The sequence below is a fragment of the Herbaspirillum sp. LeCh32-8 genome (assembly GCF_017814915.1).
GTDB lineage: Bacteria > Pseudomonadota > Gammaproteobacteria > Burkholderiales > Burkholderiaceae_D > Herbaspirillum.
Map to the genome: position 1 here is coordinate 577,014 of NZ_JAGIPZ010000001.1, position 15,860 is coordinate 592,873.

Consider the following 15,860-nt stretch of genomic DNA (forward strand, 5'->3'; position numbering starts at 1 on the left):
GAGTGGTGCCGAATTTAAACGGAAAATTGATACAAAATCAATGAAATCAACGCAAGACCGATTTTACAGTTTCAACCGCGCGCTCAACGTCATCTTTACTCATTGCATTGAACATCGGCAAGGAGACGATGCGCTGGCCCACGCGCTCGGCCACCGGGAACATGCCTTCCTTGAAACCCCGCTCGCGGTAGAGCTTGAGCAGGTGAATGGCCGGGTAGTGGTAACCGATGCCGACTTGCTTTTCCATCATCTTTTCCATGAAGGCGGCGCGCGTGATGCGCTCGGGCAAGACCAGCTGGAACATGTGCCAGTTGGAGTTCTCAAAGTCGGCCACCGGCAGTTGGGCGCCGTATTCGGCCTCGAACTTGTCGCCGAAGGTGGCGAAGTAATGGCGCGCCAGTTCTTTGCGGTGCGCGGTGATGGCGTCGATATGGGCAAACTGGCCCAGGCCGATGGCGGCGGCCACGTCGGTCATGTTGAACTTGCCGCCCAGCACGTCCACTTCCAGGCCGTCGAAGCCGCTGCGGGTCACGCCCTGCAGGCGGTACTTCTCGGCCAGCTTGGCTTCTTCGGCGTTGTTGAGCACCAGGAAGCCGCCTTCGGAGCTGGTGATGTTCTTGTTGGCCTGCAGGCTGAAGGAGACGAAGTCGCCGAAGGCGCCGATGCGGCGGCCAGCCCAGGTCGAGCCCAGCGCCTGGGCGGCGTCTTCCACCACGCGCAGCTTGTGCTTGGCGGCGATCGCGTACAGGCGGTCCATGTCCAGCGGCAGGCCGGACAGGTAGACCGGGATGATGGCCTTGGTGCGCGGCGTGATGGCCGCTTCCAGCTTGTCGAGGTCGATGTTGCGGGTGATCGGGTCGATGTCGGCGAACACCGGGGTGGCGCCGGTCTCGATGATCACGTTGGCGGTCGCCACCCAGGAAATCGGGGTGGTGATGACCTCGTCGCCGGCGCCGACGCCGGCGATGCGCAGCGCGATCTCCATGGTGCAGGTGCCGGAATTGAAGGTGCGCACGATGCGGCCGCCCAGATAGTCGGACAGCGCCTTTTCAAATGCCTGCACCTTGGGGCCGCTGGTGATCCAGCCCGAGCGCAGCACGTCGGCTACGGCGGCGATGGTCGGCTCGTCGATGGTGGGTTTGGCAAACGGCAGGAAGGGCAGGCTCATGGGCGGTTTCTGGTCAGACGGTGTTCTTGAAAATGCGGGATGCGCGCCGGGCCCGGGGCCGCGGCAGCGCGCTATTGTAAATCAGCTTCTGGTCAGCAAGACCACGCCGACGATGATCACGCCGATGGCGATCAAACGCTGGGCGGAAACCACTTCCCCGAGGAAATACCAGGCCCCCACGGCGTTGATGATGTAGCCCAGCGACAGCATCGGGTAGGCCACGGTCACGTCCACCCGCGACAGGCCGATGATCCAGACCGCCACCGAAATCACGTAGCACGACAGGCCGCCGATGATGGGCAGCTGGGTGGCCAGCTTCAGGCCGGTCGAGAACCAGTTGTCGGCCGTCAGATGGATCGCGCCGACGGCGTTGGTGCCGGCCTTGAGCAGGAGCTGCGCGACGGCGTTGAGGCAGATGCCGACGAAGATGAAGCCGAAGGTGGCGAGATTCATTTGCCCGCCTTCTTGCCATCGGCGGCCGCATCCGGGGTCGGATCGTTGGCCACGATCACGCGGCGCGGATCCTGGCCGATCAGGCGCATCGGCAGCTTGCGCTCCACCAGTTGCTGGTAGATGGTGGGGTTGATGATGGCAATGTCCTTCTTGCCGGCGGCATGGTCAGCCACCCACTGCGCGACGAAGGCATCCACCGTCGGCAGCCACAACTGCGGCTCCTGCTTCAGGCCGAACTCCATTTCGTCGGCATGCTGCACCAGGGTCATGGTGCGCTGGAGGTAGAAGGGCAGCGCCTGCTCATAGCGGCCGACCAGGTAGATCGGGGTTTCCGGCTTCAGCTCGGCCTGCAGCGCGGGCACATAATCCACGCCGGCCGAATAGCGGCCCTGCGGGTCGTGGCCGAGGATCAGCAGCTGGCCGGCGAGGAAGGCAGTGGTCGCCAGCGCGGTGACGGCCGCATCCTTATGCTGGCGCGCCAGGCGAATGGCGGCCACGCCGCCGATGAAGAAGATCAGCGCGCCTGCGTACAGGTAGGGAATGTGCGCCTCCACCAGCGGCAGCGAGAAGGCGTCCTTGGCCAGCGAGGGCGCGCGCGGGATGAAGGCCAGCGCCACCGCGCAAGGCACCGCCACCAGCGAGCCGGCCCAGGCCAGCGCCTTGTAGTCGGCGCGCTCCAGGTAGCAGGCGATCAGCAGCGCCAATGCCGGGAAGATCGGCAGGATGTAGGACGGCAGCTTGGAGTCGGAGATGCTGAAGAACACGAAGATGAACGCCGCCCAGATCAGCAGCATCTTCTTGGGCTGGAAACGACCGCCGTTGATGCTGTTGTAGCCGCCGGTGTCGCGCTGCTCGCGCACGCCCTGCCACAGGCCCTGGAAGAACACGCCCAGCCACGGCACGATGCCCAGCACCAGGATGGGAATGAAGTAGTACCACGGGCCGGTGCGGCTATGGATCTTGGTGGTGAAGCGCTGGAAGTGCTCGTGGATGAAGAAGAACTGCGGGAATTCCGGGTTGCGCATCGACACCGCCACGAACCACGGCGTGGCGATGGCGAAGAACAGCAGCAGGCCCTTGACCAGGTGCAGGCGCTTCCAGATCGCCCAGTCGCGCGAGAACAGCGTGTACAGCACCAGCACCGCGCCCGGCAGCACGATGCCGATCAGGCCCTTGGACAGCACCGCCAGCGCCATGCCGGCCCAGCACAGCAGCATCCAGTTGCGCTGGCCGTCGCGCGAGGCGCCGTTGTGCTGCGCCAGCAGCAGCGCGCATAGCGAGATGGTCATCATGCCCGACAGGCCCATGTCCAGCGTGTTGATGTGGCCCATGCCGGCCCAGAAGAAGCTCGATGCCAGCACCAGCGCAGCGTAGAAGCCGACGCGGCCATTGAACACGCGGGCGCCGGTGTAGCCGGCCAGGCCGATGCCCAGGAGGCCGCACAGGCCGGTCCACAGGCGCGCCTGCCATTCACCCAGGCCGAACAGCTCGAAGGTGAGGGCGTTCATCCAGGTTTGCAGCGGCGGCTTCTCGAAGTACTTGATGCCGTTCAGGCGGGTGGTGATCCAGTCCTGGCTGGCGACCATCTCGCGCGCCATTTCGGCGTAGCGGCCCTCATCGGTCGGCACCAGGACGCGCGCGCCCAGCATCCAGAACCAGACCAGCAGAAACAGGATAAGCAGCGTCCAGACGAACGCCTTCGATTTGTACAGTTCGCGCATTTGCGGCGGTTCCTTGTGCGTGTTCTTGGGTTTCTTGTCGCGGCAAAGCGCGGGCTATTGCTTTGGCGATTGCCTGGGCGCGATGATCAGCGCCAGGGCAACTTTGCGGCCTTCGGCCATCAGAATATTGTAGGTGCGGCAGGCGGCCTGGTTGTCCATGCACTCAACGCCGATGCGGCGCGCGGTCAGCACGGCGGTCAGCTTGGGATGGATGAAGCGCTGGCGCTCGCCGGTGCCCAGGATCACCACGTCGGGCGAGGTGGCGTCGATCTGCTCGAAGTGCGCCGGGGTCAGCGCCTCGAAGCTGTCCACCGGCCACGGCGTCGGTTCGGTTTCTGGCAGCACCACCAGACTGTGGTCGAAGCGGATCGCGTTGAACTCGACGCCGTCGTCATCGTAGGCGGTCACGGTCTGGTACTGCTTGGTTTCGGTAGTGTGAAGCTTCATCGCAAGACTGGCTAGGACGGGCCGCAAGGCAGCCGGATCATCGGTAGGCAGGCAGCCGTGATGTCATTCCGACATGCATTGCAGCAATCTGGTCGTAAAGTGCAGCATTGTAGCCGTTTCCATCTCCGGCGCACGCCTATTTGATTGATAAAATGGACAGCTTTGGGCAAAATGGCCGGTTCCCGGCCGGCTGGCGAGGCGCCTTTACAAGACGCATCAGGAGCGCGTTTTCAACGCGTTCGCGCCAATCGGGTTGCACTGCAGCGCAGCGTTGCCGCAAGCGCCCGCGCCGCGGGAAATTGCCGCAAGGCACCGGATGCAAATCAAAGGAACGCGCCGTGATGGAGACGCTGGAGCCGGAAAGGTTCCAAGCCCCACGGTGTGCCAGATGGCCAGGCTCGTCACGGAGCCGCGCCGAAACAAGTAGAGGAAGAGCTGTGCGACCGATTCAGAAATCCAAGAAGCTGGCAGATGTGTGTTACGACATTCGTGGTCCCGTGCTGGAAAAGGCGCGGCAGATGGAAGAGGACGGCCACAAGATCATCAAGCTCAACATCGGCAACTTGGCCGCGTTCGGCTTCGATGCGCCCGACGAGATCGTGCAGGACATGATCCGCAACATGGGCAACGCCTCCGGCTACACCGACTCCAAGGGCCTGTTCGCGCCGCGCAAGTCGGTCATGCACTACACCCAGCAGAAGAACATCCAGGGCGTCACCATCGACGACATCTACCTCGGCAACGGCGCCTCCGAGCTGATCGTCATGAGCGTGAACGCGCTGTTGAACACCGGCGACGAAGTGCTGGTGCCGTCGCCCGACTATCCGCTGTGGACCGCTGCGGTCAGCCTCTCCGGCGGCACCCCGGTGCACTACGTATGCGACGAGCAGCAAGGCTGGCAGCCCGACATCGCCGACATCAAGAAGAAGATCACGCCCAACACCAAGGCGATCGTGGTCATCAACCCCAACAACCCGACCGGCGCGCTGTATTCGGTGGACGTGTTGAAGGAACTGGTCGAAGTCGCGCGCCAGCACCAGCTGATCATCCTGGCCGACGAGATCTACGACAAGGTGCTCTACGACGGCAACACCCACACCTCGCTGGCCTCGCTGGCCGATGACGTGCTGTTCATCACCTTCAACGGCCTGTCCAAGAACTATCGCTCCTGCGGCTACCGCGCCGGCTGGATGGTGGTGTCGGGCGAGAAGAAGCATGCCAAGGATTACATCGAAGGCCTCAACATGCTGGCCTCGATGCGCCTGTGCGCCAACGCGCCCGGCCAGTACGCGATCCAGACCGCGCTGGGCGGCTACCAGAGCATCAACGACCTGGTCGCGCCTAACGGCCGCCTGACCAAGCAGCGCGACCTGGCGCACAAGCTGTTGACCGACATCCCGGGCGTGACCTGCGTCAAGCCCAAGTCGGCGCTGTACATGTTCCCGCGCCTGGATCCCGAGATCTATCCGATCAAGGACGACCAGGAGTTCGCCTACGAGCTGTTGGCCGAGGAGAAGGTGCTGATCGTGCAGGGCACCGGCTTCAACTGCCCGACGCCGGATCACTTCCGCGTCGTGTTCCTGCCCAACACCGACGACCTGACCGAGTCGATGGGCCGCATCGCCCGTTTCCTCGACGGCTATCGCCGTCGCCACGGCACCGCGTAATTGCAGTACCCGCCGCGCTCAGGCTGCAGGCCCGGGCGCGGCGGTTTTTTTCATCAACCACGAAGACAATTCATGAAATCCATCAAAGTAGGTTTGCTCGGCATCGGCACCGTGGGTTCCGGTACTTTCAATGTTCTCAAGCGCAATCAGGAAGAGATTGCCGGCCGCGCCGGCCGAGGCATTGAAATTACCATGGTGGCCGACCTCAACACCGAGCGCGCCACCGAACTGACCAATGGAGAAGTCAAGGTTGTCAACGACGCCAACCTGGTGGTAAACGATCCCGACATCGACATCGTCATCGAGCTGATCGGCGGCTACGGCATCGCCAAGGACCTGGTCCTGAAGGCGATCGCCAACGGCAAGCACGTGGTCACTGCCAACAAGGCACTGATTGCCACGCACGGCAACGAGATCTTCAAGGCCGCGCAGGAAAAGGGCGTGATGGTTGCGTTCGAAGCGGCCGTGGCCGGCGGCATTCCCATCATCAAGGCGCTGCGCGAAGGCCTGACCGCCAACCGCATCCAGTGGATCGCCGGCATCATCAACGGCACCACCAATTTCATCCTCTCGGAGATGCGCGACAAGGGCCTGGATTTCGACGTGGTGCTGAAGGAAGCGCAACGCCTGGGCTACGCCGAAGCCGATCCGACCTTCGACATCGAAGGCGTCGACGCCGCCCACAAGCTAACCATCATGGCCTCGATTGCTTTCGGCATCCCGGTGCAGTTCGACCGTGCGCACGTGGAAGGCATCACCAAGCTGCAGGCCAGCGACATCACCTACGCCGAGCAACTGGGCTACCGCATCAAGCTGCTGGGCATCACGCGCCAGACCGAAAAGGGCATTGAACTGCGCGTGCACCCGACGCTGATCCCGGCGCAGCGCCTGATCGCCAATGTGGAAGGCGCGATGAACGCGGTGGTGGTGCGCGGCGACGCCGTGGGCGAGACCCTGTACTACGGCAAGGGCGCCGGCTCCGAGCCGACTGCCTCTGCGGTGATCGCCGACCTGGTCGATATCACCCGCCTGGCCACCGCCGACCCCGAGCACCGCGTGCCTTACCTGGCCTTCCAGCCCAACGCCATGGCCGATACCCCGGTGCTGCCGATGGCCGAAGTCACCACTAGCTACTACCTGCGCATGCGCGTGGCCGACAAGCCGGGCGTGCTGGCCGACGTCACCCGCATCTTGGCCGACTCGTCGATTTCGATCGACGCCATGCTGCAAAAGGAACCGGCCGAAGGCGAGCAGCAGACCGACATCATCATGCTGACCCACCAGACCCAGGAAAAGAACATCGTGGCCGCCATCGCCAAGATCGAAGCCCTGGCCACCGTGGTCGGCGCGGTGACCAAGATCCGCCTGGAAGAGTTGAACTGACCAGCAATGCCGGCCAGCAGTTGGCCGGCGCTGCGACAATAAAAAACGGAGCCCTCGGGCTCCGTTTTTTTGTCCGCGCGCAGCGATTACTTCTTCTTCAGTTCAAAGCCGCAGACCGCTTGCAGCATGGCGTCGCCCACCGACATCGGCTTGGGTTTGGCGAACTCCATGCCCTTCAATGCGTCGGAATGGTCGCGCTTGTCGCCCTTGCCGTCGTTCTCGGCAAAGATGATCTCGCGCACCAGCTTCATGGAGCCTGCCTTGCAGTTGTACTGGTGCAGGTCCTTGTACGACTTCAGGGCGGGGAAGTCCTTGTCGCCGCTGTTGGGGCGCGCTTCCTTGAAGTTCCACAGCGACCATGCTTCGCGGATACCGCCGGACTCCACGATGGAGTCGGTATCCACCAGCAGCTCGGACTGGTCGGAGCCGCCCAGCGACTGCCAGTTCTCGGCGTGCGCCGGTGCGCCCGCCAGCAAAGCGCCGAACATGCTTGTTGCAGCCAGCAGGGTCTTGATCTTGTTTGTCATGCCGTTTCCATCCTTCTCGAGTTGAATGCCGTCTTTGATCGGCCCGTCGTACAGGAATTCCCGCCATCTGCCGGGATGCACGAAGTGCCGCAGCATAGCCCGGCAGTGCCGGGCTTTCAAGGGTGGTAACGTTTTATTTCATGTGGTCGCCGGCGGATTTGTTTCTGTTTTGAAACAAATCCGAGCACGCGCCGGGCATTACTTGAAGACCACGGTGCGTTCTTCCTGCGCCGCTCCGCCGGCCGGCATCGCATTGCGCGCCGAGCCGCGCGCGGTGCCGGACACGCCGGATGGATTGAACTGCGCTTCCATCTCATTGGCCACCGCCTCGCCCAGCGAGCGCGAGACTTCCTGCATGACCTTGCTCTTGTTGAGCGAGATGCGGGTGCCGGCGGCGTTGACCAGGCGCGTGTCCGATCCTTCGCCCATGGCCGAGAAGGCCGCCTTGATCTCGTAGGTGCGCGTGTTGATCAGCGAGAACTCGCCCACCAGCTCCAGCGCCAGCGAATACGACACCGCGTTCGAGCCCTGGATGGGGTTGTTCTCCTGGCGGAAGTCGATGTTGTTGATGCTGCCGAACAGCACGTAGTCGGCGCCCGGATAGTAGCCCTGCTTGATGCGGGCGATGATGTCGTAGAGCTTCTCGGTGTTCTGCTGGGTCCAGGGCTTGCCCTGCACCAGGCGGTAGGCGCCGGACTTGAGCAGTTCGCCCTTGATGTCCGCGGTGAACTTGCGCATCTCGCCGCGGCTGATCACGGTGATGCTGCCCGAGGCCGCCACCACCGAGCTTTCGCCGCGGCTGGAGGCGCGCTCGGAGGCGGAGCCCGACGAGCTGTTGGCCGAATCGCGGAAGCTGCCGTTGGCCGAGTAGCTGTTGTCGTGCTTTTCGCGCGCCTCGAAGTACTGGAAGTATTCCTTCACCTTCTCCTCATACGACAGGTCGGTGACGGCGATCTTCGGCAGGTTCTGCGCCGGCGCCTGGGCTGCAGCGCCCAGGCAGGCGAGGGCAAAGGCGACGCGCAGCGCGCGCAGGGTAGTGTGGAACATGAGCTTGCCTCCCACCCTGATCAGCGACGCGAAGTCTTGCGGATTTCCTTCTCGTCGGCCCACTCGATGGTGCCGGCCTCGACGTCGGTCATGATCAGGCTGAACTTGTAGTAGACGTCCTTGATGTCGCCGCCGCGCTTAACGATGGAGGTGATGTTGCCCTCGATGCGGTATTTCGCGCCTTCCATCTTGCCCAGTTTGGCGGTGGCCGATTTCTTGTACAGGCCGCTGTTGTTCTGGCGGGTCAGCTCGTCGGTCTGGTTCTGCATGCCCTCGATATTGGTGGCGAAGCGCATGGTGCCGCTCTTGACCAGTTGCACCCGGATCGAGTCGGTGATGGAGCGGGTGTCGATGTATTCGCTGGTCTTGTTCTTGACGTCGGCGATGGTCACCAGCGGCTTGCTCTTGTAGCCGCTGGCCGACTGCGCCAGCGAGCGCGCCATCGCCTCGGCGATGCTCTGCAGGTCGGTCGAGCCGAATTCGTTGGTGACTTGCTCCACCGCCTTGGCGTCGCCGTACTGGACGTTGCCGCCCACGGTCGGCGTACCCGGCGTGGCGCAGCCGAACAGGGTGGCGCACAGGCCGCACAGGGCGGTATAGCGGACATGGCGGGAACGGATGATGGCTTGCATGGTGACTTCCTCGTTTCAATGACGGTGTTCGAATGGCGCGTGAAGCGCGATCAGGGGCTGTTGGTGTTGGCGCCGGACTGGCTCAGCGAGCGGTTGTCGGAGGCGCTGAACTGGATCTTGAAGTCGCGCGCCTTGGTGGTCGGCGCCACCATCTGCAGCGTGAGCTTTTGCGCGCCGTGCAGCATCAGCGGCTTCCAGGCTTCGTCGTCCCATACCTGAAAGCCGGCGTCGTCCAGCCACTGCACGCGGTAGTAGGCGGTCTGCGGCTTGGTGTCGTTGTTGCTGACCACGGCCTGGACCTGGATCAGGCCGTTCTGCTCGCGCATGCGCAGTCCGGTGAACTGCAGCATGGCGGGTTCGCCCATGATCTCGAGCTTGGAGGCGATGGTCTGCGCCGTCGCCGGCGGCGCGGCCGCCAGCGCGCAGGCCGCGGCCAGCAGGGTGTTGCGTAACAGGTGTTGCATACGGATTCCTCGTTGACTGCTTGTGGTGTTTCTTTTTCTGCCGTTGCTGCTTATTTGTCCGCAGCCGAGGCCGAGACGGGCACGATCGCGCTCTTCTTCGCGGTAGCCGCGGCAAGCGCCTTGTCCTTGGCCGCAGCGGCAGCCTTGGCGGCGTTGCCGTTGGGCGCGGCCTTCTTGCCCGCCTTGGCGGTCTTGACCGGCTTTTCCGGTTCCGGCGGGGTATCCGGCGCGGCCATGGCCAGCGCGGCCTTTTGTTCGTCGTACGGGGTTTGCGCCAGGTACAGCGCCGGACCCGAGGTGCGCATGGTCACCACGGCATAGTTGCCGGAGAGTTTCACTTCACGCGTCAGCGGTCCGGCTGCGGAGGGCAGGATGATGGTGTGCGCGCCCACCGGCAGCTTCACCCGCGCCACCGAGAAGAAGTTGGGCAGGGTGCGCCAGGTGCGTTCGTCGGCCACTTCAATGGCCACCGAGCCGACCTTGGCGGCCAGGCTCAGCAGCGAGCCGAAGGCGCCCAGCGAGCCGGCGTTGTTGTCGATCGCCTTTTGCGCCACGCCGCGGGTGATGGCGCGCACCGAGGAGCGCGCGATGATGCCCGGCATTTCATCGGACAGCGCCTTGCGCGCCATCTGGTCGACGCTGGTCAGCAGGGCCACCGGCGTCGGTTTGCCGTCGATGGTGATCGAGCCCGGCACGGCCGAGGTGTCCGCGGCGCGAATCACCGGCCACGAGATCGGCGTGGCGATGATGGACAAGCCGCTGGTGCTGGGAATCGGCAGCAGGATCGGCAGGGTCATCGAAGTGATGGCCGGGGCGCTGCCCGACTCGATCACGATCAGGGTGTCCACCAGCTTGGGCGAGCGCGCGCGTACGCGTCCATCAAGGCCCTTGAGGCCGTCTTCCAGCACCGCCTCGCCGGGGCGCATTTCGATCGCCTTGCGATAGCCGGCGGCGGCCAGCGAGGGCTCGCCCAGGCCTTCGTAGACGAAGCCGGCTAGGTAGTTGGCCACCGCCGATTCATAGGAGTTCTTCAGCGCCTGCACCTGCGGATCGCTCAGGGTTTCCACCGGGTAACCGTTGAGTTCCTTGAACGACGTGGTCTTCAGGCCCTTGGATTCGGCGCTGCTCTTGGCGGCATCCAGTTCCTTGCTGCGGAACTCGGCGATGATGGCCTCGCGCTCGTGCATCTTCTTGATCTCGGTGCGGGCCGAATCCCAGTCGCCGATGGCCAGGTGGTCCAGCGCCAGGCGCAGGTTGATGAAAGTCTTTTCGTAGTCGCGGCCGTCGTAGCGGCGGGTGGTGTCGTTGATCAGGAAGGAGCCGACGTCGCCCAGCAGCTTGGAGGGATCGGTCTTGGCCTGTTCTTCCCAGCCGCGCACCTTCTCGTCGGCGGCCAGCCAGCTTTCCTTGCTGGCCTCATAGGAACCCTTCATGCGCAGCAGCTCGCCCTTTTCCATGAAGTAGAGCAAGTCCTTGTCCTTGTCGGGATTCTGTTGCTCCAGCGCCTGCAGCGCCATCTCGGCATTGCCGGCCTGCATCGCCCCCACGGTGCCGGCGGCCTTGTGGTCATAGCCTTGCGTGGCGCAACCGGTCAGCAGGCCGGCGGCCATGGCGCCGATGAAGAACTGCTTGCCCCAGCGGGCGGTGAGCGCGGCGGCGCGGCCTTGCTGTGCGTTGTCCTGCATGTTGTTTCTCCCCGGAATCCCCACCACACCGGTTGCTTCGTCCCCCTGACGAAAGCCTTCCTGGGGAAGGCGAGCTGACCGGTGTTGGTCCGGAGAAAATTCTAGGTAGATGCGACAAAAAAAACCTCATCCGTTTGAATGAGAAAGTGAAATGTTCTATGCTCGCTCAAGGGGCAGGTCAATACGGTCGCCGCTCACGAGCGACCCGGGGATATAACAATGAAAAACGCCAATCAGGAACAGCGGTTCGACCGCCTGGTCGAGCTGATTTACGAGTCGGTGCAGGATGTCGGGCAGATCGCGCCCGCCATGCAGATGATGTGTGACGAGATCGGCGCCTTCGCCGGGCACTACCTGCACATGAACGTGCCCACCCGCGAGATCTTCAGTTCGGTCATCAGCGACCAGGCCCTGAGCGCCGGCGAAGCCGAGTACTGCAGCTACTACAGCAGCGTGGACGAGCGCCTGCAATGGGTGGCTACCGGCGCGGTGGGCGAGTGGCGCGCCGACTACGAACGCTTCGATGAACGCTTCGTACGCCGCAGCGAGATCTACAACGACTTCCTCTTCAAGTACGGCGTGCGTCATCTGGTCGTCGGTCGCATCGGCGGCGCGCCGTGGGAGAACGAGTGCCTGTCCTTCCTGCGCCCGCTGGGGGCCGAGCAATACGACGAGGATGATCGCCGATTCCTGGCGCGCGCCACCGGCCACTTCGTGCGCTCGGCCGAGCTGCGCAGCCGCCTGCGCGCGCTGGAGCGCCAGCAGCAGGCCGACCAGACGCTGCTGCAGCACCTGCCCTACGGCACCGTCTGGGTCGACGCCGCCGGGCGCGTGGTGTCCTTCAACAACGTCGCCGCCGATATGCTGGCGGCGGCCGACGGCGTGCGCATCAAGGCGCAGCGTCTGCAGGCCGACGATGCCGGCGCCAACCGCGCGCTGGCTGCGGCCATCACCCAGGCGACCGCCGTCGAAGGGCGGCGCGGCGAGTGGCTGGCGGTGCGCCGCAAGCGCAGCGCCCAGCCGCTGGTGGTGTCCGTGATCCCGGCGCGACCGGCGCAATTGCACGAGCGCGCCAACGACGGGCCGCTGGCCTTGGTGATCCTGCAGGACATGGCGCGCCGGCCGCTGCCGCGCGGCGCTGCGTTGCGCAAGATGTACGGCCTGACGCCGGCCGAGACGCGGCTGGCCGAGGCCCTGCTGGACAACCAGACCGTGGAGAGTTACGCGCTGTCGACCCAGGTCAGCCGCAATACCGTGCGCACCCACCTGGCCAGCCTGTTCGCCAAGACCGGCACGCGGCGCCAGGCCGAGCTGCTGCGCATGCTGCTGCTGTCGGAACCGCAGGTGCCGGGCGCCGCGCAAATGTGATCGGGAGCGCGGCGGGGCGCTATAATGTGGGTCTTTCCGATTTTCCGCCCACTACGCGCACACCGCGCTTTTCTGCTGCCTTCACACGTCATGCAATACGTCTCCACCCGCGGTCACTCTGTCACTCCTTCCTTCTCCGAGATCCTGCTGGGCGGCCTGGCGCCGGACGGCGGCCTGTACCTGCCGTCGCAATACCCGCAGGTGAGCGGCGCCGAGCTGGACCAGTGGCGCAAGCTGTCCTACGCCGACCTGGCGTTCGAAGTGCTGAAGAAGTTCGCCACCGATATTCCCGAGGCCGACCTGAAGGCGCTGGCGCACAAGACCTATACCGCCGACGTCTATCGCAACACCCGCGCCGGCGAGGACGCCGCGCAGATCACGCCGCTGCGCACGCTGGAAGACAAGGACGGCAAGAAGCTGGTGCTGCAGGGCTTGTCCAACGGCCCCACGCTGGCCTTCAAGGACATGGCCATGCAGTTGCTGGGCAACCTGTTCGAATATGCGCTGGCCAAGAAGGGCGCGGAGCTCAACATCGTCGGCGCCACCTCCGGCGACACCGGCAGCGCCGCCGAATACGCGATGCGCGGCAAGAAGGGCATCCGCGTCTTCATGCTGTCGCCGCACAAGAAGATGAGCGCGTTCCAGACCGCGCAGATGTTCAGCCTGCAGGATCCCAACATCTTCAACATCGCCGTGCAAGGCGTGTTCGACGACTGCCAGGACATCGTCAAGGCAATCTCCAACGACCTCGACTACAAGGCGGCCAAGAAGATCGGCACCGTCAACTCGATCAACTGGGCGCGCGTCGTGGCGCAGGTGGTGTACTACTTCCGCGGCTACCTGGCCGCCACCACTTCCAACGAGCAGAAGGTGTCCTTCACCGTGCCCTCGGGCAACTTCGGCAACATCTGCGCCGGCCACATCGCGCGCATGATGGGCCTGCCGATCGACAAGCTGGTGGTGGCCACCAACGAGAACGACGTGCTCGACGAGTTCTTCCGCACCGGCGTCTACCGCGTGCGCAAGTCGGCCGAGACCTACCACACCAGCAGCCCCAGCATGGACATCAGCAAGGCCTCGAACTTCGAGCGCTTCGTCTACGACCTGCTGGGCCGCGACGCCGGCCGCGTGAAGGAGCTGTTCCACAAGGTCGAGACCGCCGGCGGCTTCGACCTGACCGGCAAGCCGGGCAGCGACGGCAACGAGTTTGCCAGCGTGATCAAGTACGGCTTCGCATCGGGCCGCTCGACCCATGCCGACCGTCTGGAGACCATCCGCTTCGCCGAGAAGAGCTACGGCATCACAGTCGACACCCATACCGCCGACGGCATCAAGGTGGCGCGCGAGAACCTGACGCCGGGCGTCACCATGATCGTGCTGGAAACCGCGCTGCCGGCCAAGTTCAACGAAACCATCCGCGAAGCGCTGGGCCGTGACGCCGATCGTCCGGCCGGTTTCGAGAACATCGAGGCGTTGCCGCAGCGCTTTGAAGTAATGCCGGCAGAGGCCGCCCAAGTCAAGACTTACGTGGCCGAGCACACCGGCCTGTAAGCGAAAGCCAGGCGCGTTTTGCGCTGATGACGCCGCCCGCGCCACGACGGCGCGCGCGGCGTTTTTCATAAAGCGGCAGCGTGCTGCGTCGGCCGTGGCGGATGCGCCGTTTGCATTAGAATGTCGGGTCGCTGTATTCATGCGACAACAACGCGGCAGCGCAAGGCAAGACCGCAAGGCAAGATCGCAAATCGTCGTCCATCATCCGACTCGTCACAGGCAAGACATGCAAGCCAATACTCCCGCACAGAATTCTCCCGGCCGTCCTGCGCTGCAAAGCGTGGCGCAGGCGCTCCAGACCTTGCTCGACGCCGCAGCGCCGGTCGAGGGCGTCGAGACCGTCTCCACGCTCAATGCCTGCGGCCGCATTCTGGCCGCGCCGGTGCAGGCGCACATCAACGTGCCGGGCATGGACAATTCGCAGATGGACGGCTATGCCGTGCGCGCCGCTGATTGCGCCTCGGGCGAGGCCCGCTTGCCGGTGTCGCAGCGCATTCCCGCCGGCCATGTCGGCGCGCCGCTGCCGCCCGGCACCGCCGCGCGCATTTTCACCGGCGCGATGATGCCGGAGGGTGCCGATGCAGTGGTCATGCAGGAAGCCTGCGAGGCCGATGGCGAGCACGTCATCGTGCGTCACGCGCCCAAGCCGGGTGAGTGGGTGCGCTATATCGGCGAAGACATCCGGCAGGGCAGCGCCATCCTGGAGGCCAGCACGCGATTGCGCCCGCAGGAGCTGGGCCTGGCCGCCTCGGTGGGCCAGGCGGAACTGAGCGTGCGTCGCCGCGTGCGCGTGGCGGTGTTCTTTACCGGCGATGAACTGACCATGCCCGGCGAGCCGTTGAAGCCCGGCGCCATCTACAACTCCAATCGTTTCCTTCTGCGTGGCCTGCTGGAGAAGCTGGGCTGCGAGATCAGCGACTACGGCATCGTGCCCGACAATCTCGAGGCGACCCGCAAGACCCTGCGCGAGGCAGCACAGCAGCATGACCTGATCGTCACCAGCGGCGGCGTGTCGGTGGGCGAGGAAGACCACGTCAAGCCGGCAGTGGAGGCGGAAGGGCGCATCAACATGTGGCAGATCGCCATGAAGCCGGGCAAGCCGCTGGCCTTCGGTGAAGTGAACCGCCAGTCGGCTGATCAGGGCCGCGCCTTCTTCATCGGCCTGCCGGGCAATCCAGTATCGTCCTTCGTCACCTTCCTGATGTTTGTACGTCCCTTCCTGCTGCGCCTGCAAGGCCTGCCGCGCGAAGCCGCGCTGCCGCAACCGGTGGCCATGCGCGCCGACTTCAGCTGGCCCAAGGCGGACAAGCGCCAGGAATTCCTGCGCGTGCGCCGCAACGCCGGCGGCGGCCTTGACCTGTTCCCCAGCCAGGGCTCCAATGTGCTGACGTCGACCGTCTGGGCCGACGGCGTGATCGACAATCCGCCGGGCCGCACGATTGCCGCCGGCGATACCGTTTCCTTCATTTCTTTCCAGGATTTGCTTTGATCAAAATAGAACTCCGCTTCTTCGCCAGCGTGCGGGAGGCACTGCAGACGTCGCAGGAAGTCATCACCGTGCCCGACAGCGTCAAGACCGTGGGCGACGTGCGCGCCTTCCTGATCGGTCGCGGCGGCGTCTGGGCCCAGGTGCTGAGCCCGGAGAAAAACCTGCGTATGGCCTACGACCACAATATGACCGAAGCCGACACCGAGATCGCCGACGGCGGCGAGGTGGCGTTCTTCCCGCCGGTGACCGGTGGCTGAG

15 protein-coding genes are annotated in these 15,860 nt (G+C 64.4%); 6 read left to right on the top strand and 9 right to left on the bottom strand.

Translation table 11 applies throughout. The features are described from left to right. Positions 1-46 precede the first annotated feature (46 nt). From J8I26_RS02755 to J8I26_RS02770, 4 genes are all read right to left on the bottom strand, one after another. Positions 47-1,168, bottom strand: coding sequence for a DegT/DnrJ/EryC1/StrS aminotransferase family protein (locus tag J8I26_RS02755; protein WP_209603813.1), 1,122 nt, complete (start codon positions 1,166-1,168; stop codon positions 47-49). Positions 1,169-1,249: 81 nt separating this feature from the next. Continuing rightward, positions 1,250-1,621: an EamA family transporter gene (locus tag J8I26_RS02760; RefSeq protein ID WP_209603815.1), complete on the bottom strand. Its 372-nt coding sequence runs from the start codon at positions 1,619-1,621 to the stop codon at positions 1,250-1,252. Then, on the bottom strand, positions 1,618-3,342 hold the full coding sequence (locus tag J8I26_RS02765; RefSeq protein ID WP_209603817.1) for a glycosyltransferase family 39 protein: 1,725 nt from the start codon (positions 3,340-3,342) through the stop codon (positions 1,618-1,620). The genes J8I26_RS02760 and J8I26_RS02765 overlap by 4 nt, the downstream gene beginning before the upstream one ends. Before the next feature lie 54 nt (positions 3,343-3,396). Further along, entirely contained in the window at positions 3,397-3,789 is a 393-nt protein-coding gene (locus J8I26_RS02770) for an Mth938-like domain-containing protein (protein WP_209603819.1), read from the bottom strand. A gap of 437 nt (positions 3,790-4,226) precedes the next feature. On the opposite strand from J8I26_RS02770, the gene J8I26_RS02775 reads away from it, so the two are divergent. Next, on the top strand, positions 4,227-5,456 hold the full coding sequence (locus J8I26_RS02775) for a pyridoxal phosphate-dependent aminotransferase (protein ID WP_209603821.1): 1,230 nt from the start codon (positions 4,227-4,229) through the stop codon (positions 5,454-5,456). Positions 5,457-5,528: 72 nt separating this feature from the next. Beyond that, the gene (locus J8I26_RS02780; RefSeq protein WP_209603823.1) at positions 5,529-6,839 is read left to right on the top strand and encodes a homoserine dehydrogenase; all 1,311 of its coding nucleotides are present in this window, start codon (positions 5,529-5,531) and stop codon (positions 6,837-6,839) included. Positions 6,840-6,925: 86 nt separating this feature from the next. On the opposite strand, the gene J8I26_RS02785 is transcribed toward J8I26_RS02780, so the two are convergent. The 5 genes from J8I26_RS02785 to J8I26_RS02805 all read right to left on the bottom strand — a co-directional run bounded on the left by J8I26_RS02785 (position 6,926) and on the right by J8I26_RS02805 (position 11,194). Next, positions 6,926-7,366 (bottom strand): surface-adhesin E family protein, encoded by a 441-nt coding sequence (locus J8I26_RS02785; RefSeq protein WP_209603825.1) that lies wholly within the window; start codon positions 7,364-7,366, stop codon positions 6,926-6,928. Between the two features lie 198 nt (positions 7,367-7,564). Continuing rightward, on the bottom strand, positions 7,565-8,413 hold the full coding sequence (locus J8I26_RS02790; protein WP_209603827.1) for a hypothetical protein: 849 nt from the start codon (positions 8,411-8,413) through the stop codon (positions 7,565-7,567). 20 nt (positions 8,414-8,433) lie between these two features. Continuing rightward, complete coding sequence (gene lpoB / locus J8I26_RS02795; protein WP_209603829.1) at positions 8,434-9,045, bottom strand: penicillin-binding protein activator LpoB; 612 nt, start codon at positions 9,043-9,045, stop codon at positions 8,434-8,436. Positions 9,046-9,095: 50 nt separating this feature from the next. Continuing rightward, entirely contained in the window at positions 9,096-9,509 is a 414-nt protein-coding gene (locus tag J8I26_RS02800; protein ID WP_209603832.1) for a YcfL family protein, read from the bottom strand. A gap of 50 nt (positions 9,510-9,559) precedes the next feature. Beyond that, entirely contained in the window at positions 9,560-11,194 is a 1,635-nt protein-coding gene (locus J8I26_RS02805) for a hypothetical protein (RefSeq protein ID WP_209603834.1), read from the bottom strand. A gap of 219 nt (positions 11,195-11,413) precedes the next feature. Between J8I26_RS02805 and J8I26_RS02810 the strand changes: the two genes are divergently transcribed. The 4 genes from J8I26_RS02810 (at position 11,414) to moaD (ending at position 15,859) form a co-directional block, all read left to right on the top strand. Continuing rightward, positions 11,414-12,562 (top strand): hypothetical protein, encoded by a 1,149-nt coding sequence (locus J8I26_RS02810; RefSeq protein ID WP_209603835.1) that lies wholly within the window; start codon positions 11,414-11,416, stop codon positions 12,560-12,562. A 90-nt stretch (positions 12,563-12,652) separates the two neighbouring features. Then, positions 12,653-14,113 carry a threonine synthase gene (gene thrC / locus J8I26_RS02815; RefSeq protein ID WP_209603837.1) on the top strand — a complete coding sequence of 487 codons (1,461 nt, stop codon included), beginning with the start codon at positions 12,653-12,655 and terminating at the stop codon, positions 14,111-14,113. Between the two features lie 226 nt (positions 14,114-14,339). Beyond that, positions 14,340-15,602: a gephyrin-like molybdotransferase Glp gene (gene glp, locus J8I26_RS02820; RefSeq protein WP_209603839.1), complete on the top strand. Its 1,263-nt coding sequence runs from the start codon at positions 14,340-14,342 to the stop codon at positions 15,600-15,602. After that, positions 15,602-15,859, top strand: a complete 258-nt coding sequence (gene moaD / locus J8I26_RS02825) for a molybdopterin converting factor subunit 1 (RefSeq protein ID WP_209604767.1) — start codon at positions 15,602-15,604, stop codon at positions 15,857-15,859. Before glp ends, moaD begins: the two co-directional genes overlap by 1 nt. Position 15,860 lies beyond the last annotated feature (1 nt).

What these genes read in the sequence shown, in the direction of transcription:
- J8I26_RS02780 (WP_209603823.1), top strand. Translation starts at nt 5,529, where the DNA reads ATGAAATCCATCAAAGTAGGTTTGCTCGGCATCGGCACCGTGGGTTCC.
- J8I26_RS02765 (WP_209603817.1), bottom strand. Translation starts at nt 3,342, where the DNA reads ATGCGCGAACTGTACAAATCGAAGGCGTTCGTCTGGACGCTGCTTATC.
- J8I26_RS02785 (WP_209603825.1), bottom strand. Translation starts at nt 7,366, where the DNA reads ATGACAAACAAGATCAAGACCCTGCTGGCTGCAACAAGCATGTTCGGC.
- J8I26_RS02810 (WP_209603835.1), top strand. Translation starts at nt 11,414, where the DNA reads ATGAAAAACGCCAATCAGGAACAGCGGTTCGACCGCCTGGTCGAGCTG.
- J8I26_RS02760 (WP_209603815.1), bottom strand. Translation starts at nt 1,621, where the DNA reads ATGAATCTCGCCACCTTCGGCTTCATCTTCGTCGGCATCTGCCTCAAC.
- J8I26_RS02800 (WP_209603832.1), bottom strand. Translation starts at nt 9,509, where the DNA reads ATGCAACACCTGTTACGCAACACCCTGCTGGCCGCGGCCTGCGCGCTG.
- lpoB (WP_209603829.1), bottom strand. Translation starts at nt 9,045, where the DNA reads ATGCAAGCCATCATCCGTTCCCGCCATGTCCGCTATACCGCCCTGTGC.
- J8I26_RS02755 (WP_209603813.1), bottom strand. Translation starts at nt 1,168, where the DNA reads ATGAGCCTGCCCTTCCTGCCGTTTGCCAAACCCACCATCGACGAGCCG.
- J8I26_RS02805 (WP_209603834.1), bottom strand. Translation starts at nt 11,194, where the DNA reads ATGCAGGACAACGCACAGCAAGGCCGCGCCGCCGCGCTCACCGCCCGC.
- thrC (WP_209603837.1), top strand. Translation starts at nt 12,653, where the DNA reads ATGCAATACGTCTCCACCCGCGGTCACTCTGTCACTCCTTCCTTCTCC.
- glp (WP_209603839.1), top strand. Translation starts at nt 14,340, where the DNA reads ATGCAAGCCAATACTCCCGCACAGAATTCTCCCGGCCGTCCTGCGCTG.
- J8I26_RS02790 (WP_209603827.1), bottom strand. Translation starts at nt 8,413, where the DNA reads ATGTTCCACACTACCCTGCGCGCGCTGCGCGTCGCCTTTGCCCTCGCC.
- J8I26_RS02770 (WP_209603819.1), bottom strand. Translation starts at nt 3,789, where the DNA reads ATGAAGCTTCACACTACCGAAACCAAGCAGTACCAGACCGTGACCGCC.